The organism is Devosia sp. LC5, from assembly GCF_000735585.1.
Lineage (GTDB): Bacteria > Pseudomonadota > Alphaproteobacteria > Rhizobiales > Devosiaceae > Devosia.
The window spans coordinates 131594-151830 of record NZ_JNNO01000023.1 but is presented as its reverse complement, the minus strand read 5'-3'; the positions used below and the strand labels follow the sequence as shown (position 1 = coordinate 151830).

21 protein-coding genes and 1 tRNA gene are annotated in these 20237 nt (G+C 62.5%); 14 read left to right on the top strand and 8 right to left on the bottom strand.

The window, feature by feature from the left end; genetic code table 11:
* Window positions 1-71 precede the first annotated feature (71 nt).
* Window positions 72-869, top strand: a complete 798-nt coding sequence (locus FF80_RS12830) for an alpha/beta hydrolase (protein WP_052153517.1) — start codon at window positions 72-74, stop codon at window positions 867-869.
* Window positions 870-880: 11 nt separating this feature from the next.
* Here FF80_RS12830 and FF80_RS12825 read toward each other — a convergent pair whose 3' ends face one another.
* The 6 genes from FF80_RS12825 to FF80_RS21930 form a co-directional block, all read right to left on the bottom strand.
* Window positions 881-1564: a response regulator gene (locus FF80_RS12825; protein ID WP_152558372.1), complete on the bottom strand. Its 684-nt coding sequence runs from the start codon at window positions 1562-1564 to the stop codon at window positions 881-883.
* Window positions 1561-4224 carry a sensor histidine kinase KdpD gene (locus tag FF80_RS12820; RefSeq protein ID WP_035100997.1) on the bottom strand — a complete coding sequence of 888 codons (2664 nt, stop codon included), beginning with the start codon at window positions 4222-4224 and terminating at the stop codon, window positions 1561-1563. The genes FF80_RS12825 and FF80_RS12820 overlap by 4 nt, the downstream gene beginning before the upstream one ends.
* 1 nt (window position 4225) lies before the next feature.
* Complete coding sequence (gene kdpC / locus FF80_RS12815; protein ID WP_035100994.1) at window positions 4226-4792, bottom strand: potassium-transporting ATPase subunit KdpC; 567 nt, start codon at window positions 4790-4792, stop codon at window positions 4226-4228.
* Between the two features lie 204 nt (window positions 4793-4996).
* Window positions 4997-7048 carry a potassium-transporting ATPase subunit KdpB gene (gene kdpB, locus FF80_RS12810; protein ID WP_035100991.1) on the bottom strand — a complete coding sequence of 684 codons (2052 nt, stop codon included), beginning with the start codon at window positions 7046-7048 and terminating at the stop codon, window positions 4997-4999.
* Between the two features lie 9 nt (window positions 7049-7057).
* The gene (gene kdpA, locus FF80_RS12805; RefSeq protein ID WP_035100989.1) at window positions 7058-8767 is read right to left on the bottom strand and encodes a potassium-transporting ATPase subunit KdpA; all 1710 of its coding nucleotides are present in this window, start codon (window positions 8765-8767) and stop codon (window positions 7058-7060) included.
* Between the two features lie 16 nt (window positions 8768-8783).
* On the bottom strand, window positions 8784-8876 hold the full coding sequence (locus tag FF80_RS21930) for a potassium-transporting ATPase subunit F (RefSeq protein ID WP_160172835.1): 93 nt from the start codon (window positions 8874-8876) through the stop codon (window positions 8784-8786).
* A gap of 309 nt (window positions 8877-9185) precedes the next feature.
* Here FF80_RS21930 and FF80_RS12800 point away from each other — a divergent pair, with 309 nt between their 5' ends.
* The 9 genes from FF80_RS12800 (at window position 9186) to FF80_RS12765 (ending at window position 15813) form a co-directional block, all read left to right on the top strand.
* Complete coding sequence (locus FF80_RS12800) at window positions 9186-9842, top strand: TetR/AcrR family transcriptional regulator (protein WP_052153515.1); 657 nt, start codon at window positions 9186-9188, stop codon at window positions 9840-9842.
* Between the two features lie 4 nt (window positions 9843-9846).
* Window positions 9847-10866, top strand: a complete 1020-nt coding sequence (gene ilvC / locus FF80_RS12795) for a ketol-acid reductoisomerase (RefSeq protein WP_035100987.1) — start codon at window positions 9847-9849, stop codon at window positions 10864-10866.
* 126 nt (window positions 10867-10992) lie between these two features.
* Entirely contained in the window at window positions 10993-11457 is a 465-nt protein-coding gene (locus FF80_RS12790; RefSeq protein WP_035100984.1) for a GFA family protein, read from the top strand.
* A gap of 5 nt (window positions 11458-11462) precedes the next feature.
* A complete protein-coding gene (locus FF80_RS12785) occupies window positions 11463-11954 on the top strand; it encodes a heme-degrading domain-containing protein (RefSeq protein ID WP_035100980.1) in 492 nt (163 codons plus the stop codon).
* Window positions 11955-12034: 80 nt separating this feature from the next.
* Complete coding sequence (locus tag FF80_RS12780; RefSeq protein WP_035100976.1) at window positions 12035-12928, top strand: PhzF family phenazine biosynthesis protein; 894 nt, start codon at window positions 12035-12037, stop codon at window positions 12926-12928.
* Window positions 12929-12987: 59 nt separating this feature from the next.
* Window positions 12988-13416: a hypothetical protein gene (locus tag FF80_RS12775; RefSeq protein ID WP_035100973.1), complete on the top strand. Its 429-nt coding sequence runs from the start codon at window positions 12988-12990 to the stop codon at window positions 13414-13416.
* A gap of 96 nt (window positions 13417-13512) precedes the next feature.
* Window positions 13513-13635, top strand: coding sequence for a hypothetical protein (locus FF80_RS22340; RefSeq protein WP_280113900.1), 123 nt, complete (start codon window positions 13513-13515; stop codon window positions 13633-13635).
* Window positions 13636-13747: 112 nt separating this feature from the next.
* Window positions 13748-15310 (top strand): 2-isopropylmalate synthase, encoded by a 1563-nt coding sequence (locus FF80_RS12770; RefSeq protein WP_035100970.1) that lies wholly within the window; start codon window positions 13748-13750, stop codon window positions 15308-15310.
* Between the two features lie 53 nt (window positions 15311-15363).
* Window positions 15364-15813 (top strand): GNAT family N-acetyltransferase, encoded by a 450-nt coding sequence (locus FF80_RS12765; RefSeq protein WP_052153510.1) that lies wholly within the window; start codon window positions 15364-15366, stop codon window positions 15811-15813.
* Window positions 15814-15977: 164 nt separating this feature from the next.
* Here the strand turns inward: FF80_RS12765 and FF80_RS12760 are convergent, their stop codons facing one another.
* Window positions 15978-17081 (bottom strand): pyridoxal phosphate-dependent aminotransferase, encoded by a 1104-nt coding sequence (locus FF80_RS12760; RefSeq protein ID WP_035101329.1) that lies wholly within the window; start codon window positions 17079-17081, stop codon window positions 15978-15980.
* A gap of 279 nt (window positions 17082-17360) precedes the next feature.
* Between FF80_RS12760 and FF80_RS12755 the strand changes: the two genes are divergently transcribed.
* Window positions 17361-17567, top strand: a complete 207-nt coding sequence (locus tag FF80_RS12755; RefSeq protein ID WP_035100967.1) for a hypothetical protein — start codon at window positions 17361-17363, stop codon at window positions 17565-17567.
* 43 nt (window positions 17568-17610) lie between these two features.
* Here FF80_RS12755 and FF80_RS12750 read toward each other — a convergent pair whose 3' ends face one another.
* Window positions 17611-18462 carry a mechanosensitive ion channel family protein gene (locus FF80_RS12750; RefSeq protein WP_052153506.1) on the bottom strand — a complete coding sequence of 284 codons (852 nt, stop codon included), beginning with the start codon at window positions 18460-18462 and terminating at the stop codon, window positions 17611-17613.
* A gap of 138 nt (window positions 18463-18600) precedes the next feature.
* On the opposite strand from FF80_RS12750, the gene FF80_RS12745 reads away from it, so the two are divergent.
* The 3 genes from FF80_RS12745 (at window position 18601) to FF80_RS12735 (ending at window position 20114) form a co-directional block, all read left to right on the top strand.
* Window positions 18601-18676 (top strand) — tRNA-Lys (locus tag FF80_RS12745).
* Between the two features lie 229 nt (window positions 18677-18905).
* Window positions 18906-19121, top strand: a complete 216-nt coding sequence (locus FF80_RS12740) for a cold-shock protein (RefSeq protein WP_035100964.1) — start codon at window positions 18906-18908, stop codon at window positions 19119-19121.
* 303 nt (window positions 19122-19424) lie between these two features.
* Entirely contained in the window at window positions 19425-20114 is a 690-nt protein-coding gene (locus FF80_RS12735) for a TerC family protein (protein ID WP_052153505.1), read from the top strand.
* The last annotated feature ends 123 nt before the right edge of the window (window positions 20115-20237 follow it).

Sequence of the window (20237 nt, the reverse complement as noted above, 5' to 3'; positions counted from 1 at the left end):
CACTTATCGCCCTGACGGCATTTTCTGCCGTCAATCCAGTACTTGCTCAAACCACTGAGGACACACCTGCAATGCTCACTCCCGTTCAGTCAGGCTATGCCCCAGTCAATGGCGTGGAAGTCTATTATGAGGTGCATGGGAAGGGCGCGCCCATCGTCCTGCTGCATGGCGGGCTGATGTCGGCCAGCAGCTTCGCGCCGATCATCGAGACCATGACCGAGAATCACCAGGTCATCGGCATCGACCTGCAGGGCCATGGCCATACATTGCCGTTTGAGCGGCCGATGAGCTTTGAGGCCATGGCGGCCGACGTTGCCGGCGTGATCGAATACCTGCAATTGGAGGAGCCTGCCGTGCTTGGCTATTCGCTGGGGGCGACAACCGCGTTGCGGCTGGCGCTCGATCGCCCTGAGCTTGTCGGCAAGCTGATCGTGGTGTCCGCCCCCTATGCGTTCGAGGGCTGGCATACCTATAATTTCGAAGGCATGCGCAGCATGACTGGCGAAATGGCAGCCGGCATGGTGGGCACGCCCCTCTACAACGCCTATCTCGCCGAACAGCCCGATGGCGAAAAGAACTTCCCGATTCTGCTCGACAAGATTGGTGACATGATGCGGAAGGGTTTCGACTATTCCGCCGAGATCGAGAACCTCAAAATGCCAACCATGCTGGTCTTTGCCGATTGGGACGCGATAAAGACCAGCCACATTGCGCATTTCTTCGAGCTGCTGGGCGGCGGGCTCAACGATGCGGGCTGGGATGGCTCGGGTATGAACCAGAACCGGCTGGCGATCATTCCGGGGTTAACCCATTACACGATGGTATCGCCGCAATTGGCTGAGACCGCGCTGGGATTCATTGGTGACTGATTGGTCGCGGTCTATTCCACCAGCCGGTAGCCGACGCCAGCCTCGCTGACCAGATGCCTGGGGGCTTTCGGGTCCGCTTCGAGCTTGGCTCGAAGCTGGGCGATGACGACGCGCAGATATTGCACGTCGTCCTGGTGGGCCGGTCCCCAGATACTGGTTAGCGCCTGGCGGTGGGTCACGACCCTATTGGCATGGGAGGCCAGGAGGGCAAAGAGGTCGAACTCCTTGGGTGTCAGGTGCACCGGCACGCCATCGACCAGCACGTGGCGGAGTTCGAGGTCGAGCACGAGATTGCCAAAGCGCTGTTGGGTGAGCGGGGCCTCCCCCGATCCCGCCTGGCGCAGCGCGACACGGATGCGGGCGAGCAATTCGCCAATGCCGAAGGGCTTTTCGACATAGTCGTTGGCGCCCAGGTCGAGCGCGGCGATCTTTTCGATTTCCTGGTCGCGGGCGGAGAGGACGATGATCGGCACCGCTGAGAAGGCGCGCACAGTTTCGATGACACTCTTGCCATCGCCATCGGGCAGGCCGAGATCGAGTACGATGAGCGCGGGTGCACGGGTGGCGGCGAAGCGCTTGGCTTGGGCGGCGGTGGCGGCGGTTTCGACATCAAAGCCCGCCGCGAGCAGCGCGGGCTTGAGGAAACGCTGAATTTGCGGCTCGTCATCGACCACGAGGATACGTTGCTGCATCAACTGGCCTTTCCCGGCTCGAAGAGGGGCAGGCGCAGGGTGAAGCGGGTGCCGCGCTTGCGGATGGCGGGGCTGGTTGCCTTGATGGAGCCGCCCATGGAGGCCATCAGGCCTCGCGCGATGGAGAGGCCCAGCCCCGTGCCGGCGGGTCGGCCATCGCCCTTGGCGCGGCGGTAGAATTTGTCGAAGATTTTTTCGAGATCGGCTTCGGGAATGCCCTTGCCCTGGTCGGTGACCGATATGCTCACTTGACCATTTTCGGCGCGGGCATAGATGGTGATAGGCTGGTCGCCGCCATATTTGCGGGCATTGTCGAGCAGGTTGAACAGCACTTGTTCGAGCAAAACGGCATCGCCCAGCGCCTGGGGCAGTCCGGGCGCGATGCTGGTCTCGATAATCAGGTCAGGATGCAATTTGCAGGCCCGGGCGGTGCTGGTGTCGATAATGGCGGCAAGGTCGATCGGCTCGCGCCGCGCCTTCATCATACCGGCTTCGATGCGGGTCATGTCGAAGAGATTGGCGACGAAACGATTGAGGCGGTCGGCCTCCTCCTCGATCGACAGCAGCAGATCGGCCCGGCTTTCGGCCGGCATCTTGTCGCCCAGCTGGCGCAGGCTGGTGACGGCGCCGGTGATCGAAGCGAGCGGGGTGCGTAGATCGTGCGAGAGCGAGGAGAGCAAAGCCGATTGCACCTTTTCGCTTTCGCGCGCCACCGACGCCCTGGCGCTTTCGCGGGTGAGGCGGGCACGGTCGAGCGCAATGGCTGATTGATCGAGCAGGGCGACCCAGGTGCGCTCCTCGTCGGGGGCGAGCGGGGTATCGCGCGGCCCCATGACCAGCCCTGCCACGCCCAACAGGCGCTGGGCCGAAATGACGGGGCGGAACAGATAATGGATCTGCGGCAGGGTGCCGGTGAGAAAGCCGGCCGGCTCCTTCTTGTCGAAGGCCCAGCGGGCGGCGGTGAGCTCGGCCGCGCCCAGGGCCTGATCGGGCGGCCAGGCGGCGGTGGGGAGCAGGTCGCCCGATTCATCGGGCATCAGCACGATAGCGGGCCGGCCCAGGCTGGCATGCAGGTGGCTGACGACAGCGTCAACAACGCTTTCCTGCCCATGGGCGGCCGAGAGCTTGCGCGAAAAATCGAGCAAGGCCTGGCTTTGCCGCGCCTGCTGGCGGGAGAGCGTGACGCTTTCGCGCAGGCGGGCGGCCAATTGTCCGGCGGCTAAAGCCACGGCGATGAAGATAACCAGCGAGAGCACTTCCTGCGGCTGGGCTACGGTCAATTCGCCGGTGGGCTCGATGAAGAAGAAATTATAGGCCAGAAAGGACAGACCCGCCGCGATCAGCGCCGAACCGCGCCCGGCAATCACGGCCGAGACCAGCACGGCGGCGAGATAGAGCATGGACAGGTTCTGCAGCGCGACCAGCGCGGTCAGGCCCAGGCCGAACAGGGTCGTGGCGCCAACCGAGAGCAGCGGCAGGGCCAGGGTCAGTGCCCATTCGGGCAGGCTGGGCCATTTGCGGGTGCCGCGGGCCGGGGCCGAGCCTTCGCCGGGCACGATGTGAATGCCGATCTCGCCGGCCCCACGCAGCAGCGCATCGGGCAGCGAGCGGCGGAACCAACGATTGGTTGCCGGGCGGCCGATGACGATCTGGGTAATGTGCTCGCGCCGCGCAATGCGCAGGATGGCGTCGACGAAATCGCTGGCGCTTTCGCGGCGGGTTTCGGCGCCCAGCCGTTCGGCCAGGCGCAGGGTTTCCTCCAGCTGTTCGGCCTCCGCAGGCGTGGGCAGGGGCGAGCCCGGCCTGGTCAGCGACACGACCAGCCAGCGGGCATTGAGGCCAGAGGCGAGGCGGCTGGCGACCCGCACCACGCTTTCGGACATGGCATCGGGGCCCACGCATACCAGCAGCCGTTCGCCCGTCGCCCAGGGGCCTTCCACCGCACTTTGGCGCAGGAAATCGACCATCTGGTCATCCACCCGGTCAGCGGCGCGGCGCAGGGCCAGTTCGCGCAGGGCGGTGAGGGTGGCGGGTTTGAAAAAGCCGTCCAGTGCCCGCTTGGCATTGTCGGGCAGATAGACCTTGCCGGCATTGAGCCGGGCGATCAGTTCGGCGGGCGGCAGATCGACCAGGATCACCTCATCGGCCCGCTTGAGCACGATATCGGGCACCGTCTCGCGCACCGGAATGCCGGCAATGCGCGCGACCAGATCGGAGAGGCTTTCGAGGTGCTGAATATTGAGCGCGGTCCACACATCGATGCCCGCACCAACCAGCTCGGCAATGTCCTGATAGCGCTTGGGATGGCGTGAGCCAGGGGCGTTGGTATGAGCCAATTCGTCCACGATCAGCAAAGCCGGCCGCCGGGCCAGAGCTGCATCGAGGTCGAATTCGCCATAGGGCGTGTCGCCGCCCTGGCGCGGCAGCATTTCGATGCCCTCGGCCAGTTGTGCGGTCTCGCTGCGGCCATGGGTTTCGACAAGGCCGATGACGACATCGGTGCCACCGGCCTTGAGCCCGCGCGCGCGCTCCAGCATGGCATAGGTCTTGCCCACGCCAGGCGCCGCGCCCAGAAACACGGTCAGCTTGCCACGGCCTTCGCGCGCGGCAAGCTGGAGCAGGGCGGTTGGATCCGGCCTCTGGTTTTCGATTTGGCGAGCCATGTCAGTTCCCGAGGGGCGCGGCCTCGTCCAGCGCCAGATTGAGACGCAGCACATTGACGCGCGGTTCGCCAAATATACCCAAAGCGGGGGCTTCCGTCACATCGGCGACGAGCTTGGCGATTGCGGCCGGTTCTACCCCGCGTGCCTGGGCGACGCGCTCGATCTGCCAGGCCGCGTATTGCGGGCTGATATGGGGATCAAGCCCCGAGCCGGAAGTGGTGACCGCATCGGCGGGCACCGGTCCGCCGCCCATGGCCCGCACCGAGGCGGCAACGCGATCGACCAGCGCCTTGCCGGTCGGCCCGATATTGGAGCCACTCGAGGCAGCGGCGTTATAGGGCTCGGGACCGGTGGCGGACGGGCGCGGCCAGAAATATTTCGGCTCGGCAAAATTCTGGCCGATCAGGTCGGAGCCGATGGTGACGCCATCGCGCTCGATACGGCTGCCATTGGCCTGGCCGGGAAAGGCTGCCTGCGCCGCCGCGGTAATGGCGAGGGGATAGGCCAGGCCCGTGACGGCGGAGAGGAGCAGTGTGAAGACGATGGCGGGACGGATTTGGTTGAGCATTTTCGTGGCTCCTTACAATTCTGGATGATGCCGCTTGCGCGATGTGGAGGGCGTGGCCCACTTCACCTCTCCGTTTGGGGGAGAGGTCGCCCCTCTTGGGGCGGGTGAGGGGGCCTTTCCAGGCTCGGTGTTTGGGGAAGGCCCCCTCACCCGTCGCTGCGCGCCGACCTCTCCCCCAAAGGGAGAGATGAAGAACGGCTTCCATCAAATGATCCCCAATCCCGTCACCGCCATATCCACCAGCTTGATGCCGATAAACGGGGCGACCAGGCCTCCCAGGCCGTAGACGAGCAGGTTGCGCGAGAGCAAGGCCGCGGCGCCGACGGGGCGGTATTTGACGCCGCGCAGGGCTAGCGGGATCAGCGCCACGATGATCAGGGCATTGAAGATCACCGCCGAGAGGATCGCCGATTGCGGTGAGGTGAGACCCATAATGTTGAGCGCGCCCAGCTGCGGATAGGTGACCAGGAACAGCGCGGGGATGATCGCGAAATATTTGGCCACGTCATTGGCGATGGAGAAGGTGGTGAGCGAACCGCGCGTCATCAGGATCTGCTTGCCGATTTCGACGATCTCGATGAGCTTGGTGGGGCTGGAATCCAGATCGACCATATTGCCCGCCTCGCGCGCCGCCTGGGTGCCCGATTGCATGGCGACGCCCACATCGGCCTGCGCTAGCGCCGGCGCGTCATTGGTGCCATCGCCGCACATGGCGATCAGCCGCCCGCCGGTTTGCTCCCTGCGGATAAAGTCCAGCTTCTGCTCGGGCGTGGCTTCGGCGAGGAAATCATCGACGCCCGCTTCCGAGGCAATGGCGGCAGCGGTGACAGGATTGTCGCCGGTGACCATGACGGTGCGGATGCCCATGGCGCGCAGGGCCGCAAAGCGCTCCTTGATACCGGGCTTGACCACATCCTTGAGGTGGACGACGCCGAGCAGCCGATCGGCTTCCGCCACGGCAAGCGGCGTGCCGCCCGTGCGGGCGATGGCGTCGACCGCCTTGTTGAATTCGGGGCTGGCTTGCGCCTTGTCGAGCCCGACAAAGCGCAGCACGGCATCCACAGCACCCTTGCGAATGCGCCGACCCTCGATGTCGATGCCCGAAATACGGGTCTGGGCAGAGAAGGGAATAGAGGTCGTGCCATTGCCGACAATGCGGGGTTCGCTGAGGCCGAAATCGGCCTTGGCCAGCGCCACGATGGAGCGGCCCTCGGCGGTTTCGTCGGAGAGCGAGGCGAGCAGTACCGCCTCAGCCAGTTCCTTCTCGCTCACGCCCGATACCGGCAGGAATTCGGAGGCCATACGATTGCCGAAAGTGATGGTGCCGGTCTTGTCGAGCAGCAGCGTATCGACGTCGCCGGCGGCTTCCACGGCGCGGCCCGAGGTGGCGATGACATGGAAGCGGATCAGCCGGTCCATGCCGGCAATGCCGATGGCCGAGAGCAGGCCCCCGATGGTAGTGGGGATCAGCGTGACCAGCAGCGCCGCCAGCACGGCGACCGATAGCTCAGTGCCCGAATACAGCGCCAGCCCATAAAGTGTCACCACGGCGATCAGGAATACCAGCGTCAGCCCCGAGAGCAGGATCGACAGCGCGATCTCATTGGGGGTCTTCTGCCGTTTTGCGCCTTCGATCAACGCGATCATGCGGTCGACAAAGGTCTCGCCCGGCTTGGTGGTGATGCGCACCTTGAGCCAGTCCGAGATGACCTGCGTGCCACCGGTAACGGCAGAGCGGTCCCCGCCCGCCTCGCGGATCACCGGCGCGGATTCCCCGGTAATGGCGCTTTCATTGACCGAGGCGACGCCTTCGATGACTTCGCCATCGCCGGGCAACAGGTCGTTGACTTCGACAAGGACGATATCGCCGACCTTGAGCGCGGTGGCGGAGATGACCTCGCAGGCCCGGTTATCCTTCTGTTCGGGAAACAGCAGTTTCTTGGCAAACAGATCGGATTTGCCGCGTTTCAGGCTCTCTGCCTGTGCCTTGCCGCGCCCTTCGGCGACGGATTCGGCAAAGGTGGCAAACAACACGGTGAACCACAGCCAGAGCGCGATCTGGCCGGAAAAGGCCGCGCCCAACCCACCCAGCACATCCTGGACGAAAATGGCGGTGACGAGGGCGGCCACCACTTCGGTGACAAAAATCACCGGATTGCGGATCAACTGGCGCGGGTCGAGCTTGACAAAGGCGTCGCGCAGGGCCGGAACCAGGATTGCCGGATTCAGCATGGAAATGGATTTTGTCGTGGACATGATGATTTCCTAGAAGCTCTGCCCGGCCAGCATGGCGAAATGCTCGACAATGGGACCCAGAGCCAGGGCCGGGAAGAATTGCAGCCCGCCCATGATGAGGATGATGCCGATGAGGAGGCCCACAAATAGCGGCCGGTCGGTGGGGAAAGTACCCGAGGAGGCGGGGACGCGCGGCTTGGTGACCAGCGCACCGGCAATGGCGAGCACGGGCACGATATAGGCGAAGCGCCCCAAGAGCATGGCGATACCCAGCGTGGTATTGTACCAGGGCGTGTTCGCCGAGAGCCCGCCAAAGGCCGAGCCGTTATTCCCTGCCGCCGAGGTATAGGCGTAGAGAATTTCGCTTAAGCCGTGCGGGCCGGGGGTGAGGATCGAGCTGGTGCCGAATTCGGCAACGGCCGAAATGGCGGTAAAGCCCAGTATGGTCAGCGGCAGGATGAGAATGGCCAGCATGGCGAATTTCATCTCGCGGGCTTCGATCTTCTTGCCGAGCAGTTCAGGCGTGCGCCCAACCATCAGCCCGGCCACGAAGACGGCGAGAATGGCAAAAACCAAGAGGCCATAAAGCCCCGAGCCGACGCCGCCGGGCAGCACTTCGCCCAGCTGGATCAGGAACATCGGCACCAGGCCCCCGAGCGGGGTGAGCGAGGAATGCATGGCATTGACCCCGCCATCGGAAAGGCCCGTGGTCACGGCTGAATAGAGTGCTGACATGGCCGGGCCGAAGCGGACTTCCTTGCCTTCCATATTGCCCAGGCCTGGATCGACGCCGACTGCGGTCAGCAGCGGGTTGCCGAAAGTTTCGGCCCAGTAGATGGCACCGGTGCCCACAACCAGCATGATGACGGTGACCGACAGCAGCGCCCAGCCCTGGCGGCGGCTGCCGACCATCTGGCCGAAGGCATAGACCAGCGATGCCGATACCGACAGCATGGCGATGATATTGAGATAGTTCGAGAACGCATTGGGGTTCTCAAACGGGTGGGCGGCATTGACGTTGAAGAACCCGCCGCCATTGGTGCCCAATTGCTTGATGGCTTCCTGGCTGGCAACCGGGCCGGTGGCGATGGTCTGCTGCACGCCTTCGAGCGTGGTCGCAGCAAAGCTGGCGTCAAGGCTTTGCGGCAGGCCGAGTGCGACGAAAGCCAGCGCCACCACGATGGCGAGCGGCAGCAGCACATAGAGTGTCGCCCTTGTCAGATCGACCCAGAAATTACCCAGCTCATTGGCGCCGGAGCAGATGAAGGCGCGGGTCAGCGCCATGGCGACGGCAATACCGGTGGCGGCGGAAACGAAGTTCTGCACGGTGAGGCCCAGCATCTGGCTGAGATGGCTCATCGTGGTTTCCCCGCCATAGCTCTGCCAATTGGTATTGGTGACAAAGCTGGCTGCGGTGTTGAAGGCCAGATCTGGTGCGAGGGCGGGGAAACCCTGCGGGTTGAGCGGCAGTACATTCTGCAGGCGCAGGATGGCATAGAGCGAGAGGAACCCGGCAAGGCTGAACAGCAGCACGCCCATCGTATAGCCGAGCCAGCTCTGCTCCTTGTCGGGGCGGACGCCGGCCAGCGCATAAAAGCCGCGTTCGACGGGGTCGAAGACGGGCGAGAGGAAGGTGCGCTCGCCGGAAAACACCTTGGCCATATAGAGGCCGAGTGGCTTGACGAGCAAAAGGACTGCAATCAGCACGAAGCCGATTTGCAGCCAGCCAATGAGGGACATGTTTGGCTCCGAAGGATCAGAAGCGCTCAGGGGCGAGCAGCGTCACCACGAGGTAAACGGCCAGCGCCAGCGCAACGAGGAAAGCGATGATGAGCATGGCGCCGCTCACAGGCGATGCAGCGCAGCGGCATAGATCGCCAGAGCGATCAACGTGCCTGCGCCAAGAGCGATAAATGCAAGGTCGAGCATGACAAGCCTCCAGTTGAGGCTCATTCATTGCGCCCATGCCCCGTCAGGTTTCCATATGAAATGAGCTGCCGTCGCATAAGGATTTCATAAGGATGGCCGACGTCGTTTTGTGGGCGAAGCCGGTGACAGAGTGACGCTCGCAACAAACTGCTTGCAACGAACCGTACCGTACGGTACGCCTCTGATCGAAATCGGCCGAATATCGGCCCCGCCATGTGAGGACTGCCCCGTGCCGCTGACCATCAAGGTCAATGAAGAGACGTTCACTCCCCGCCAGCAGGCTGTGCTGACGGCGGCGCTGGATTTGCTCGTGGAAAATGGGGACGGGCTGACCATGACCGCAGTGGCGCGGCGCGCGTCGTGCTCCAAGGAAACGCTCTATAAGTGGTTTGGCGACCGCGATGGCCTGCTCACCGCCACCGTGCAGTGGCAGGCAGCCAAGGTGCGCATGCCGCAGGTCGATCGCTCCCATCTCAGCGCCAAGGCGCTGCGGCTCAGCATGGAGCAGTTCGCGCGCGACCTGCTCACCGTCATCATCGGCGATGTCTCGGTTACCCTCAATCGCACCGCCATCACGCATGCGGCGCAGGAAAAGGACCGGCTGGGGCTGATCGTGCTCGAAAACGGGCCGATGGGCATTCGCCGGCGCCTCAAGCCCATTCTCGAGGCCGGCAAGGATGCGCGCCTGTTGCGCTTTGCCAATAGCGAAGATGCCTATCGCACGTTTTTCGGCCTTGTCGTCCGCGATGTGCAGATCCGCCTATTGCTGGGCGACAGCACGCTGACCCAGTCCAATATCGAGGCCAATATCGAAGCCGATGTGAAGGCCGCGACCGACCAATTCTTCGCCCTGTATGGGGTGGAGGCAACGCATAACAGGGAGTGATCCAATGCGCGTCTATTACGATCGGGATGCCGATCTGAACATCATCAAATCGCGGAAAGTGGCGATTGTCGGTTACGGCTCGCAGGGCCATGCCCACGTGCTGAACCTGCGCGACTCGGGTGTCACCGACGTCGTCGTCGCACTGCGTCCCGGCTCCCCGTCGGCCAAGAAGGCCGAGGGCGAAGGCCTCAAGGTGATGAGCGTTGCCGACGCCTCCAAATGGGCCGATGTCATCATGATGCTGACCCCCGATGAGCTGCAGGCCGACATCTACAAGCAGCATATCGAACCCAATATTCGCGACGGCGCGGCGCTGGCTTTCGCGCATGGCCTGAACGTGCATTTCAACCTGATCGAGCCCAAGTCGACCGTTGACGTGATCATGATCGCGCCCAAGGGTCCGGGCCATACCGTGCGTGGCGAATACCAGAAGGGTGGCGGCGTGCCATGCCTGATCGCCGTGCATCAGGACGCTTCGGGTAATGCCCATGACATCGCCCTGGCCTATGCCTCGGGCGTCGGTGGCGGCCGTTCGGGCGTCATCGAGACCAATTTCCGCGAAGAATGTGAAACCGATCTGTTCGGTGAGCAGGCTGTGCTCTGCGGCGGTCTGGTCGAGCTGATCCGCGCTGGCTTTGAAACGCTGGTGGAAGCCGGTTACGCACCGGAAATGGCTTATTTCGAGTGCCTGCACGAAGTGAAGCTGATCGTCGACCTGATCTATCAGGGCGGCATCGCCAACATGAACTACTCGATCTCCAACACGGCCGAGTGGGGCGAATACGTTACTGGGCCCCGCATCATCACCTCGGAAACCAAGGCCGAGATGAAGCGCGTGCTGCATGACATCCAATCGGGCAAGTTCACTTCCGACTGGATGCAGGAAATCAAGGCCGGCGGTTCGCGCTTCAAGGCGACCCGTCGCCTGCATGACGAACACCAGATCGAAGAAGTCGGCAGCAAGCTGCGCGACATGATGCCCTGGATCAAGGCCGGTGCGCTGGTCGACAAGGCCAAGAACTAAGACAATGGCGGGGGCGAAAGCCCCCGTTTTCGTTTCTGGAGACGAAAATCTTCGCGGCTTCTTTGAATCCGAAAATTCGGCTAAAACCTGCGCTGGCTTAGTAAAATCTCGAGCCAGGAGGGCGCGATGAGTCTGCCGGAATTTCCTGTCGAAGGCGGGTGCGTGTGTGGCGCGGCGCGCTATCGGCTCAAGGCATCGCCGCTGGCGGTTTACAATTGTCACTGCAAGGATTGCCAGCGCTTTTCAGGCGCGGCCTGGTCGATGTCGATGATCGTCAGGGACGAGGATTTCGAGCTGCTCTCCGGCACGATGGAACGCTATGATCGCAAGGCCGACAGTGGCAATGTCATCGTCATGAATTTCTGCGCCCATTGCCACAATTGGCTTTGGAACGACCCGCCGGCGGGGCGCATCAAGGTGGTGCGCGCCGGCACGCTCGACGATATGGATTGGGCGGCGCCGGTCGGCAATATCTGGACCGACAGCAAGGCCGCGTGGGTCGGGATCGATCCGGCCCAAGTCAATTTCGCCAAGGGCGCCGTTGACCGGACCCCGCTTTACGACGCCTGGACCCGCTCGCATCAGGATTGAGTGACATGACTGCTGAAGACGATATCGCCCGCGTGAAGCGCCAGGAGCAGGACCTGGTCTTGCCGGTATTCGACGAAGCCGTAGCTTACAAAATTGGCTCGGTTGTCCGCGCTCGTGCCTTGGCCGAAAATCTCAGCCTGGTGGTCGATATCCGCACCTGGGACCGGCAATTGTTCTTTGCGGCCACGGCCGGCACCAGTTTCGACAATGCCGAATGGGTGCGGCGCAAGATCAATTCGGTGCGCCGTTTCCAGCGGGCCAGCTATCGGCTGGTGCTGGAGCGGGGCGAGGTGCCGTTTCCGCCGCAAGCGGGCGCCGATCCGGCCGATTATGTTATTGCGGGCGGTGGTTTTCCGATCCGCGTGACCGGCGCCGGTATTGTCGGGGCGCTCACCATTTCGGGCCTGCCTGGCCGCGAGGACCATGGCGTGGCGGTCGATGCGCTCTGCGATCATCTGCGACTGGATAAGAAAATCTTCGCCTTGCCCAAGCAATAAGGCGTTTTTGTCGCCGATACACTTGACTGTGGTGTGGCTTTCCCGCGAATAGCCACGCTATTGCTGCGGGGGTGCTTCGATTGAAACTCAATTATTTGCTGCTCGACGTCTTTACGCGTGAGCCCCTCAAGGGCAACCCGCTGGCCGTGGTGCTCAAGGCCGATGGCCTGCTTGATGGCGAGATGCAGGCCATTGCCCGGGAATTCAACCTCAGCGAGACGATCTTCATCCTCAAGCCGCATGCCGAGCGGAACACCGCCGCCGTTCGCATTTTTACCCCGGCGGTCGAATTGCCTTTTGCCGGCCACCCCACAGTGGGCGCGTCGGTTGTGTTGGGCCTGCAGAACAAGGTCAGCGCTGTCCGGCTGGAAGAGCAGGTGGGGCTGATCACCGCCCTGTTTGAAAAGTCAGACAAGCGTTCGGGCGAGGCCCGCTTTGCCCTGCCGCGATTGCCGTCGCGGATTGCCCCGCTCGATGACAAGCCGAGCATGGCGCAGGCTTTGGGCATCGATGCCGAGGATATCGGCTGCGATCTTTATCAGCCGGGCCTCTATTCGGCCGGGGTGGATTTTCATCTCGTTCCGGTCCGCAACGCGGATGTGTTGCGCACTATCCAGTGCAATATGCAGCTCTGGCCGCTGGCTTTTTCGCATGGGCGGCAATCGGTCTATGTCTTTACCCAGACACCCGAAGAAGCAGACAATGATTTTGCTGCGCGCATGTTTGCGCCTGGTATGGGTCTGGGCGAGGACCCCGGCACCGGCTCGGCCGCCGCGTCATTGCTCGGCCTGCTGTCTGAACAAGCCGACTTCGCCTCGGGCCAAGCCGATTATGTGCTGCGCCAGGGGCACGAAATGGGCCGCCCCTGCCGTATCACCCTGCAGTTGCGCAAGGACAATGGGGCGCTGGTGCATGGCGGCATTGGCGGGCATGCAATTATCGTGGGCGAGGGTGTGCTTGATCTTGAGGTCTGAGCCTTTATCCGGGCGGAATAGCTGCTAAGTTATCACGGCAACAGCGTTGAGGGCTGCGCATGGATATCCTGATAAACTTGTTGTTCTGGGTGCATTTGCTGGCGCTGGTCGGCGGCGGTGCCAGTTCGGTCGCAATGCCGATCATCGGCGGCAAGCTGGCAACGGCCGACGGCACCACACGGGAAACGCTGTTCGAGATCGCCGGACGCCTGTCGAAAACCGGTCGCGGCGCGCTGGGCGTACTCATCGTCACAGGCATCGTGCTGTTCTGGCTCAAATGGGACTTCTCGGCGCCGTACATGATCTGGTTTGGCGTAAAAATGGCTCTTGTGCTGCTATTGCTGGGCGCAGTCACGGTCAGCGGCATCCAGTTCAAGAAAGCGCGGGCCGGTGACGTGGCAGCTGCGCGCACGGCCCGCATGGCAGGGCAGGTTGCCGGCCTGGCTCTGGCCGGGGTGATCCTCTCGGCGGTGTTTGCGTTCAACTAGACGCCGTCGCAGAGCAAAAAATCAACCTCTGCCGCAGGTTGGGCTTGCACCTTCTTCCGGTTTCGCGCATTCTTGCTGTAAATCGGAACTGAGATCATGCAGCGCAAGCGCGCAATTGCCATAGCCATCGCACAACGCCAGGAGCGCGCCCGCGTCCTGATGATTGCTGCTGGCATGCTCTTGCTGCCTGCTGCACTCCTCCTTCTTATCAGCCCCTGATCACCGGCAGCTCGGTTACCGAGCGGGTCGTCAGGGGATAACGCCATCAGCCGAACAGTAAATGTCCGGCCTGCAGAGCCACGACTCTGGGCCGCCGATAGGAAAACGAGCAATGACCGCCCCCACGACCGACAGCAATAAAGACCGCGTCTTCATTTTCGACACCACTTTGCGCGACGGCGAGCAATCGCCCGGCGCCACCATGACGCTCGAAGAAAAGCTGCAGGTTGCCGAAGCCCTTGACGACATGGGCGTCGACATTATCGAAGCCGGCTTCCCCATCGCTTCCAATGGCGACTTCGAGGCCGTCGTCGCCGTCGCCAAGCAGGTCAAGCGCGCCACCGTTGCGGGCCTCGCCCGTGCCATTACTGCCGATATCGATCGCGCTGGTGAAGCCGTGCGCCACGCCCAGAAGGGTCGTATCCATACATTCGTGTCCACCTCGCCCATTCATCTGGCCCACCAGATGAAGAAGACCGAGGACGAGGTGATCGAGATCATCGCGCGCACCGTCGCTCAGGCGCGTAACCTGATCGACGATGTCGAATGGTCGGCCATGGACGCGACCCGCACGCCGCTGGAATTTTTGAAGCGTTGCGTCGAGACTGCCATCAAGGCCGGCGCGACCACGATCAACCTGCCCGATACGGTGGGCTATGCGGTGCCCGACGAGCATGAAAAGATGTTCCGGGACATCATCACGCAAGTGCCAGGCGCCGACAAGGCGATCTTCTCGGCTCATTGCCACAATGACCTGGGCCTGGCCGTAGCCAATTCGCTGGCTGCGGTGCGCGGTGGCGCCCGGCAGGTGGAGTGCACCATCAACGGGTTGGGCGAACGCGCCGGCAATGCCGCGCTCGAGGAAATCGTCATGGCGCTGCGTACTCGCGCCGATGTCATGCCCTATCACACCGAGATCGAGACCACCCATCTGGCCCGCGCCAGCCGCATCGTGTCAGCAGCGGCCAATTTCCCGGTGCAGTACAACAAGGCCATCGTGGGCAAGAATGCCTTCGCCCATGAGAGCGGCATCCATCAGGATGGCATGCTCAAGAATGCCGAGACCTATGAAATCATGACGCCGGCCAGCGTCGGCATCAAGGAAACCACCTTGGTGATGGGCAAGCATTCGGGCCGCGCTGCCTTCAAGGACAAGCTGCGCGAGCTGGGCTATGAGCTGGGCGACAATGCTTTCCAGGAAGCCTTCCAGCGCTTCAAGGATCTGGCCGACCGCAAAAAGCATGTCTATGACGCCGATATCGTCGCTCTGGTCGATGACGAAGTCGGCTCGGTGGGCGATCGGATCAAGCTGGTCGACATGCAGGTGATTTCCAAGACCGGCGGCGTGCACAAATGCGATCTGACGCTCTCGATCGATGGCGAGGAAACCTCGGTCAGCTTTGAAGGCACCGGCTCGGTGGACGCCATTTTCAACGCCATCAAACTGGCCGTGGGAAAACAACCCCATCTGGTGCTCTACGCCATCGACGGCGTCACCGGCGGTACCGATGCGCAGGCATCGGCCCATGTGCGGCTGGAGCTGAACGGGCGTCTCGTTTCCGGCAATGCCGCCGAACCCGATACGCTGGTCGCCTCGGCTCGCGCCTATCTCAACGCCTATAACCGCCTGCTGATCGAACGCGGCGCGTCCGCCCAAGGCGCAATGGCTGGATAGATTTAGAGTTTCCCCGTGCCCCGACCCATCGTGGCCGGGGCAGGGAGGAAGCAATGGGATATGAGCTGATCGAGGTGAACGATCCTGCCGATTGGGTGGCCTATCACGCCATCCGCCGGCAGGAATTGTTCGAGGCCAAGGGGCGGTTTGGCGTCTACGACGAGAATTATCCGGGCGAGCGCGAGCCCAATATGTACCATTATCTGCTCAAGCGTGACGGCGTGCCGCTCGGCACGACGCGTCTCGACGTGCGGGGGGACGGTACGGCCATCTTCCGGCTCGTGGCCATTGCCGCGGCCGAGCAGGGGCGGGGACACGGCAGGGTGCTGTCTCAAATGGTGGAGCAGCGGGCCCGGGATTTCGGTACCAGCATACTATTCGTCAACGCTGCGCCGACTGCGGTGGGCTATTACGAAAAGACCGGGTGGCATCGGCACGTATGGGATGCCGAGGAACTGGCCGGGATTTCTGGTGACTGCATCCAGATGCGGAAGATGATCTAGGTAGAGGCTGCCCTGGAGGCGCACCAAACCTCCCCACCCACCGCGTCTCCCTCGGGCTTGACCCGAGGGCCACTCGCCGCTTGTGCCGTGTTGATGGCGGCCCTCGGGTCGAGCCCGAGGGAGACGCGGTGGGTGGGATGACATCGTGGTTTTAAGGGGCTTCCTCACCTGAGTTCGGCGACCACCTCACCCAGTGCCTGATCCAGCAACGCGCGATCTGCCTCTGTCCCCGCACTAATGCGGATGCAGCGATTCAGGCCCGCCACGACCGGCATGCGCACGAACACGCCGCGTTGGGCCAGGCCGTCGAGAATCGCCTGCGCATAGGCGCCGTCGCGGCCGCAATCAATGGCGAGGAAGTTTGTGGCTGTTGGCAGTGGCGTCAGGCCATGGCGGCGGGCGATGGCAGCCGTATGCTCCAGCGAAGCCCGCACGGCCGCCAATGAGGTTTCCAAGTGGGCGCCATCGGCCAAGGCGGCGATGGCGGCGGCTTGGGCGACATTGCTGATGCCGAAGTGATTGCGGATACGGTTGAAGGCCGAGACATTTTCGGCCTCACCCAGCACATAGCCGACGCGGGCGCCGGCCAGCCCATAGGCCTTGGAGAAGGTGCGCATGCGTAGCAGGTTGGTGCGGCCGAGGTCGAAGGCGGGGAGAGTGCCGGCGGGGGCGAATTCGCCATAGGCTTCGTCCAGCACGATCATGGTGGTGTCGGGCACTGCCGCAATGAAGCGCTCGACCGAGGCGGCGTCCCACCAGGTGCCCATCGGATTGTCCGGATTGGCCAGATACACCATGGCTGCACCGGTTTCGCGCGCGGCCCGGGCCAGGGCGTCGATGTCTTCCCGGTCTTCGATATAGGGCACGGTGTGCATCACCGCGCCATAGCCAGCGATGTGATAGTTGAAGGTCGGGTAGCCGCCCAAGGATGTCACCACCGTCGAGCCGGGCGCTGCGAACAGACGCACCGCCATGCCCAGAATCGCGTCAACGCCTTCGCCCGGCATGACATTGGCGGGGGCAATGCCCAGATGGGCGGCGATGGCCTCGCGCAGGTCGTGGTTCTCGGGATCGCCATAATGCCAGCTCTCCCGCGCCGCCGCGGTCATCGCAGCGACAACGGATGGGGCCGGGCCGAACGGGTTTTCATTGGCGCCGATTCGAGCCTTAAGCTTGATGCCACTGCGCCGCACGATGGTTTCGGGGCCGGTAAACGGCACCGTTTCGGGCAGGTCGGCGGCGATGGGGGCAAGGCTGGGACGCGGCACGGGCGGGATCCGGGTTCGAAATGGCGCCTTCATCCTATAACCTGCATTGGCGGAGGCGACAGGGCGGGGTGGAAAACGAGCGGTTGTGCACAGCGATTAAGTTGCTTGCATCCGATAAGTGCCGGTAAAATCAGGATCTCTTGGTAGCTTTTCCAAGGATGGCATTTGCTTCAAATGCGAAGTTTTCCGGCAATATATGGGAAGGCATGCAGGTCCACTTTCCGGCCTGTGTCAGTTTTCTGACGCTTCGACCAAACTGATTCTTTCAAGGAGCACCGCATGCCGCCAACCTACGTTCTTGCAAAGGACCACCTTCAGCGTGCCGCGACGATTCTGCAGGGGGCAGACCATCGCTCGCGACAGCTCCGCCACATCATCGAGCGGACGATCGGTCTGATGGATGAATTCCGTCCCGAGACGCCCGAGCGTGCCGATAACGTGCTGGACTTTGCGAGCTTCCGGCAGCGTCAGGCTGCCCAGCACTGACGATCGCTATCACGGAGGCTGGCGGCAGAAGCCGCCGGCCCCGTCAGCTTCCAGATTGGGTTTCGGGGCTTGGATTGGCCGGATCAGGGGCCACCGTAATCCCACCCGTCTCGCCTTCCTTCCTGATCAATTCCCGGTTCAGCGCCAGTTTTGCTTCCTCGGTCAGCGCGTAAAGCGTGGGCAGATAATCCGGTGTCGCCACCCAGGCGCGCAGTTGCAGATTGACCGCGGTGCCGGAAAAGCTCTCCACATGCACCAGCGGGGCCGGGTTCACCAATACGCGCTTGTCGGCACCAGCGATGCGCAACAGCAGGCGGCGCGAGTGGCCGATATCCACGCTGTCGGGCACGCTCACATTGACGTCGAGCCGCCTATTGGGCTCGCGGCTGTGATTGGTGATGGCCGAGGACCACAGCTTCTGGTTGGGCGTGAAGATGTAAAGCCCGCTCGATGAGCGGAGCCTTGTGCCGAACAGCCCGATTTCCACCACGACGCCCGCCACGCCATCGCCCTGGATGAATTCGCCGATGGCGATGGGCCGCAGCACGATCAGCATGATGCCCGCCGCGATATTGGCCAGCGTGCCCTGCAGCGCCAGGGCGACCGCCAAGCCCGCCGCGCCCAGCACGGTGATGATCGAGCTATTGGCCACGCCCAGCAGGTTGAGCGCGGTGACCACCGCAAAGATCAGAATGCCGTAGCGGGCGACCTGCGACAGCAACGGGGCGAAATTCTTGTCCACGCCATATGCGCGCGGCAGATAGGTTTTAATCGCATTGGCGGCCAGCCGCGACAGATACCAGCCGGCCACCAGCACCGCGAGGATGGCCAACAGGGTCAGGGCATTGGCGCCGAGCCAATTTATCGGAATGAACAGAATGTCGTAAAACGTCATGGTTTGCCGGTCTCTGGGGCGGTTGGTCCCCCGCTCTTTCCACAATAGCAAACCAGTGATGGCAGGAAAGTGCGCCTGAGCGCTAGACAGCCCGGAATCCCTTTGCTAGAGAGCAGCCACTTTGGAAGCCCCGGCAGGGGGCGAGTAGCTCAGCTGGTAGAGCAGACGACTCTTAATCGTCGGGTCCACGGTTCGAATCCGTGCTCGCCCACCAAAGTCCTTCACAAAAGCAACGCCATTATGACAGTGTTCACACGCTGGGCCTTGCTTTAAACACGATGTGCTGTCACAAGAGACAGGCGTTTTCAGCCATTGTCGGCTGCCTGCCGGTTTGATCCGGCTCTGGCTCCTTCCTTTCTTGCGAACGTTTAGAACCCATCGGGCATGTTGCCTGTGGGCGGCGCTCGCTTGCTGATGCTTCGGGCTATATTAGGACTACACACATGGCCTCGATCAACGGCACTGTTAAATTCTTCAACACCACCAAGGGCTTCGGCTTCATTTCGCCTGAGAATGGTGAAAAGGACGCTTTCGTCCACATCTCCGCCGTCGAGCGTTCGGGCCTGCAGGGCCTGTATGAAGGCGACAAGGTGACTTACGAGCTCGAGAGCGGCCGTGACGGCAAGATCTCGGCCTGCAACCTGACCCTGGTTCAGTAAGAACCGGCGGAGCGCCGCGACTCGTTCGCTGGCGATCCCAAAAAAGAGCCGCTCCGGGAAACCGGGGCGGCTTTTTGTTTCATCATCCGCTCCTCACCTCTCCCCTGAGGGGCGAGCGGACGATAGGGCCGCCAGACCACGGCATCGCCCGGCTTTTGCCCCAACCTGTCATCAAGCTGTCAGATGACCTGCAAAACGCCCGGATTGCCTGCGTCTTTCGTTTAATTCGCAGGAAATGCCCTTCCTTCCCGCGCGATAGAGGCCTATAGCGGCGCGACATTTCAGCACTCCCAGGGACCCAGCATGTTCGGCATCGACCCGAGTTTCTTTTCTTCCTTGCTTCAGGTCATCATGATTGACCTCGTGCTGGCCGGGGACAATGCCGTGGTTATCGGCCTTGCCGCGGCCGGCCTTGCCAAAGACGTGCGCAAGAAAGCCATCCTGATCGGCATTATCGCCGCCACCGTGCTGCGCATCTTTTTTGCGCTGATCACCACGCAATTGCTGTCGCTGGGCGGGGCATTGCTGATCGCGGGCGGCGTGTTGCTGCTCTATGTCTGCTGGAAGATGTATCGCGAACTCACCGTTTCCCATGAGGACGAAGAGGAAGCCACCGAAGCGCTGGAAGATGCCGATCTCAATGCCGACGGCACCGTTGCCGGCAAGGCACCGCGCAAGTCGCTGCGCCAGGCGGTCATCCAGATCATCATCGCCGACGTTTCCATGTCGCTCGACAACGTGCTGGCCGTGGCCGGCGCCGCCCAGCACCATTTTGAAGCCCTGATCTTTGGTCTGGCGCTGTCGGTCGTCATGATGGGCGTTGCCGCTACTTTCATCGCGCGCCTCTTGCATCAATACCGTTGGATCGCCTGGGTCGGCCTGCTGATCATCCTCTATGTCGCCGCCAAGATGATCTATGAAGGCGCCGATCAATGGCTCGGCTATACCCTGCCGCATATCCCCTTCATCTATAGTGGCGCCGGCGGCCACTAAAACTGCTTACCGCCCGTGGTAGTCTTTAGTAACCACGGGCGGAACTTTGCGGCATTTGTTGTGCCGTAATAGGAAATTGCTCACCTTGGGGTTCTATCTTGCCGCTCAGAAATGTTCTGAGCA

Excerpts from the sequence above, each read along its gene's own strand:
- kdpA (WP_035100989.1), bottom strand. The coding sequence starts at position 8,767 with ATGTCCCTCATTGGCTGGCTGCAAATCGGCTTCGTGCTGATTGCAGTC.
- FF80_RS22340 (WP_280113900.1), top strand. The coding sequence starts at position 13,513 with ATGCAGCGCAAGCGCGCAATTGCCATAGCCATCGCACAACGCCAGGAG.
- FF80_RS12740 (WP_035100964.1), top strand. The coding sequence starts at position 18,906 with ATGGCCTCGATCAACGGCACTGTTAAATTCTTCAACACCACCAAGGGC.
- FF80_RS12765 (WP_052153510.1), top strand. The coding sequence starts at position 15,364 with ATGGGATATGAGCTGATCGAGGTGAACGATCCTGCCGATTGGGTGGCC.
- FF80_RS12790 (WP_035100984.1), top strand. The coding sequence starts at position 10,993 with ATGAGTCTGCCGGAATTTCCTGTCGAAGGCGGGTGCGTGTGTGGCGCG.
- FF80_RS12735 (WP_052153505.1), top strand. The coding sequence starts at position 19,425 with ATGTTCGGCATCGACCCGAGTTTCTTTTCTTCCTTGCTTCAGGTCATC.
- FF80_RS12785 (WP_035100980.1), top strand. The coding sequence starts at position 11,463 with ATGACTGCTGAAGACGATATCGCCCGCGTGAAGCGCCAGGAGCAGGAC.
- kdpC (WP_035100994.1), bottom strand. The coding sequence starts at position 4,792 with ATGCTCAACCAAATCCGTCCCGCCATCGTCTTCACACTGCTCCTCTCC.
- ilvC (WP_035100987.1), top strand. The coding sequence starts at position 9,847 with ATGCGCGTCTATTACGATCGGGATGCCGATCTGAACATCATCAAATCG.
- FF80_RS12830 (WP_052153517.1), top strand. The coding sequence starts at position 72 with ATGCTCACTCCCGTTCAGTCAGGCTATGCCCCAGTCAATGGCGTGGAA.
- kdpB (WP_035100991.1), bottom strand. The coding sequence starts at position 7,048 with ATGTCCACGACAAAATCCATTTCCATGCTGAATCCGGCAATCCTGGTT.
- FF80_RS12750 (WP_052153506.1), bottom strand. The coding sequence starts at position 18,462 with ATGACGTTTTACGACATTCTGTTCATTCCGATAAATTGGCTCGGCGCC.
- FF80_RS12755 (WP_035100967.1), top strand. The coding sequence starts at position 17,361 with ATGCCGCCAACCTACGTTCTTGCAAAGGACCACCTTCAGCGTGCCGCG.
- FF80_RS12770 (WP_035100970.1), top strand. The coding sequence starts at position 13,748 with ATGACCGCCCCCACGACCGACAGCAATAAAGACCGCGTCTTCATTTTC.
- FF80_RS12775 (WP_035100973.1), top strand. The coding sequence starts at position 12,988 with ATGGATATCCTGATAAACTTGTTGTTCTGGGTGCATTTGCTGGCGCTG.
- FF80_RS12820 (WP_035100997.1), bottom strand. The coding sequence starts at position 4,224 with ATGGCTCGCCAAATCGAAAACCAGAGGCCGGATCCAACCGCCCTGCTC.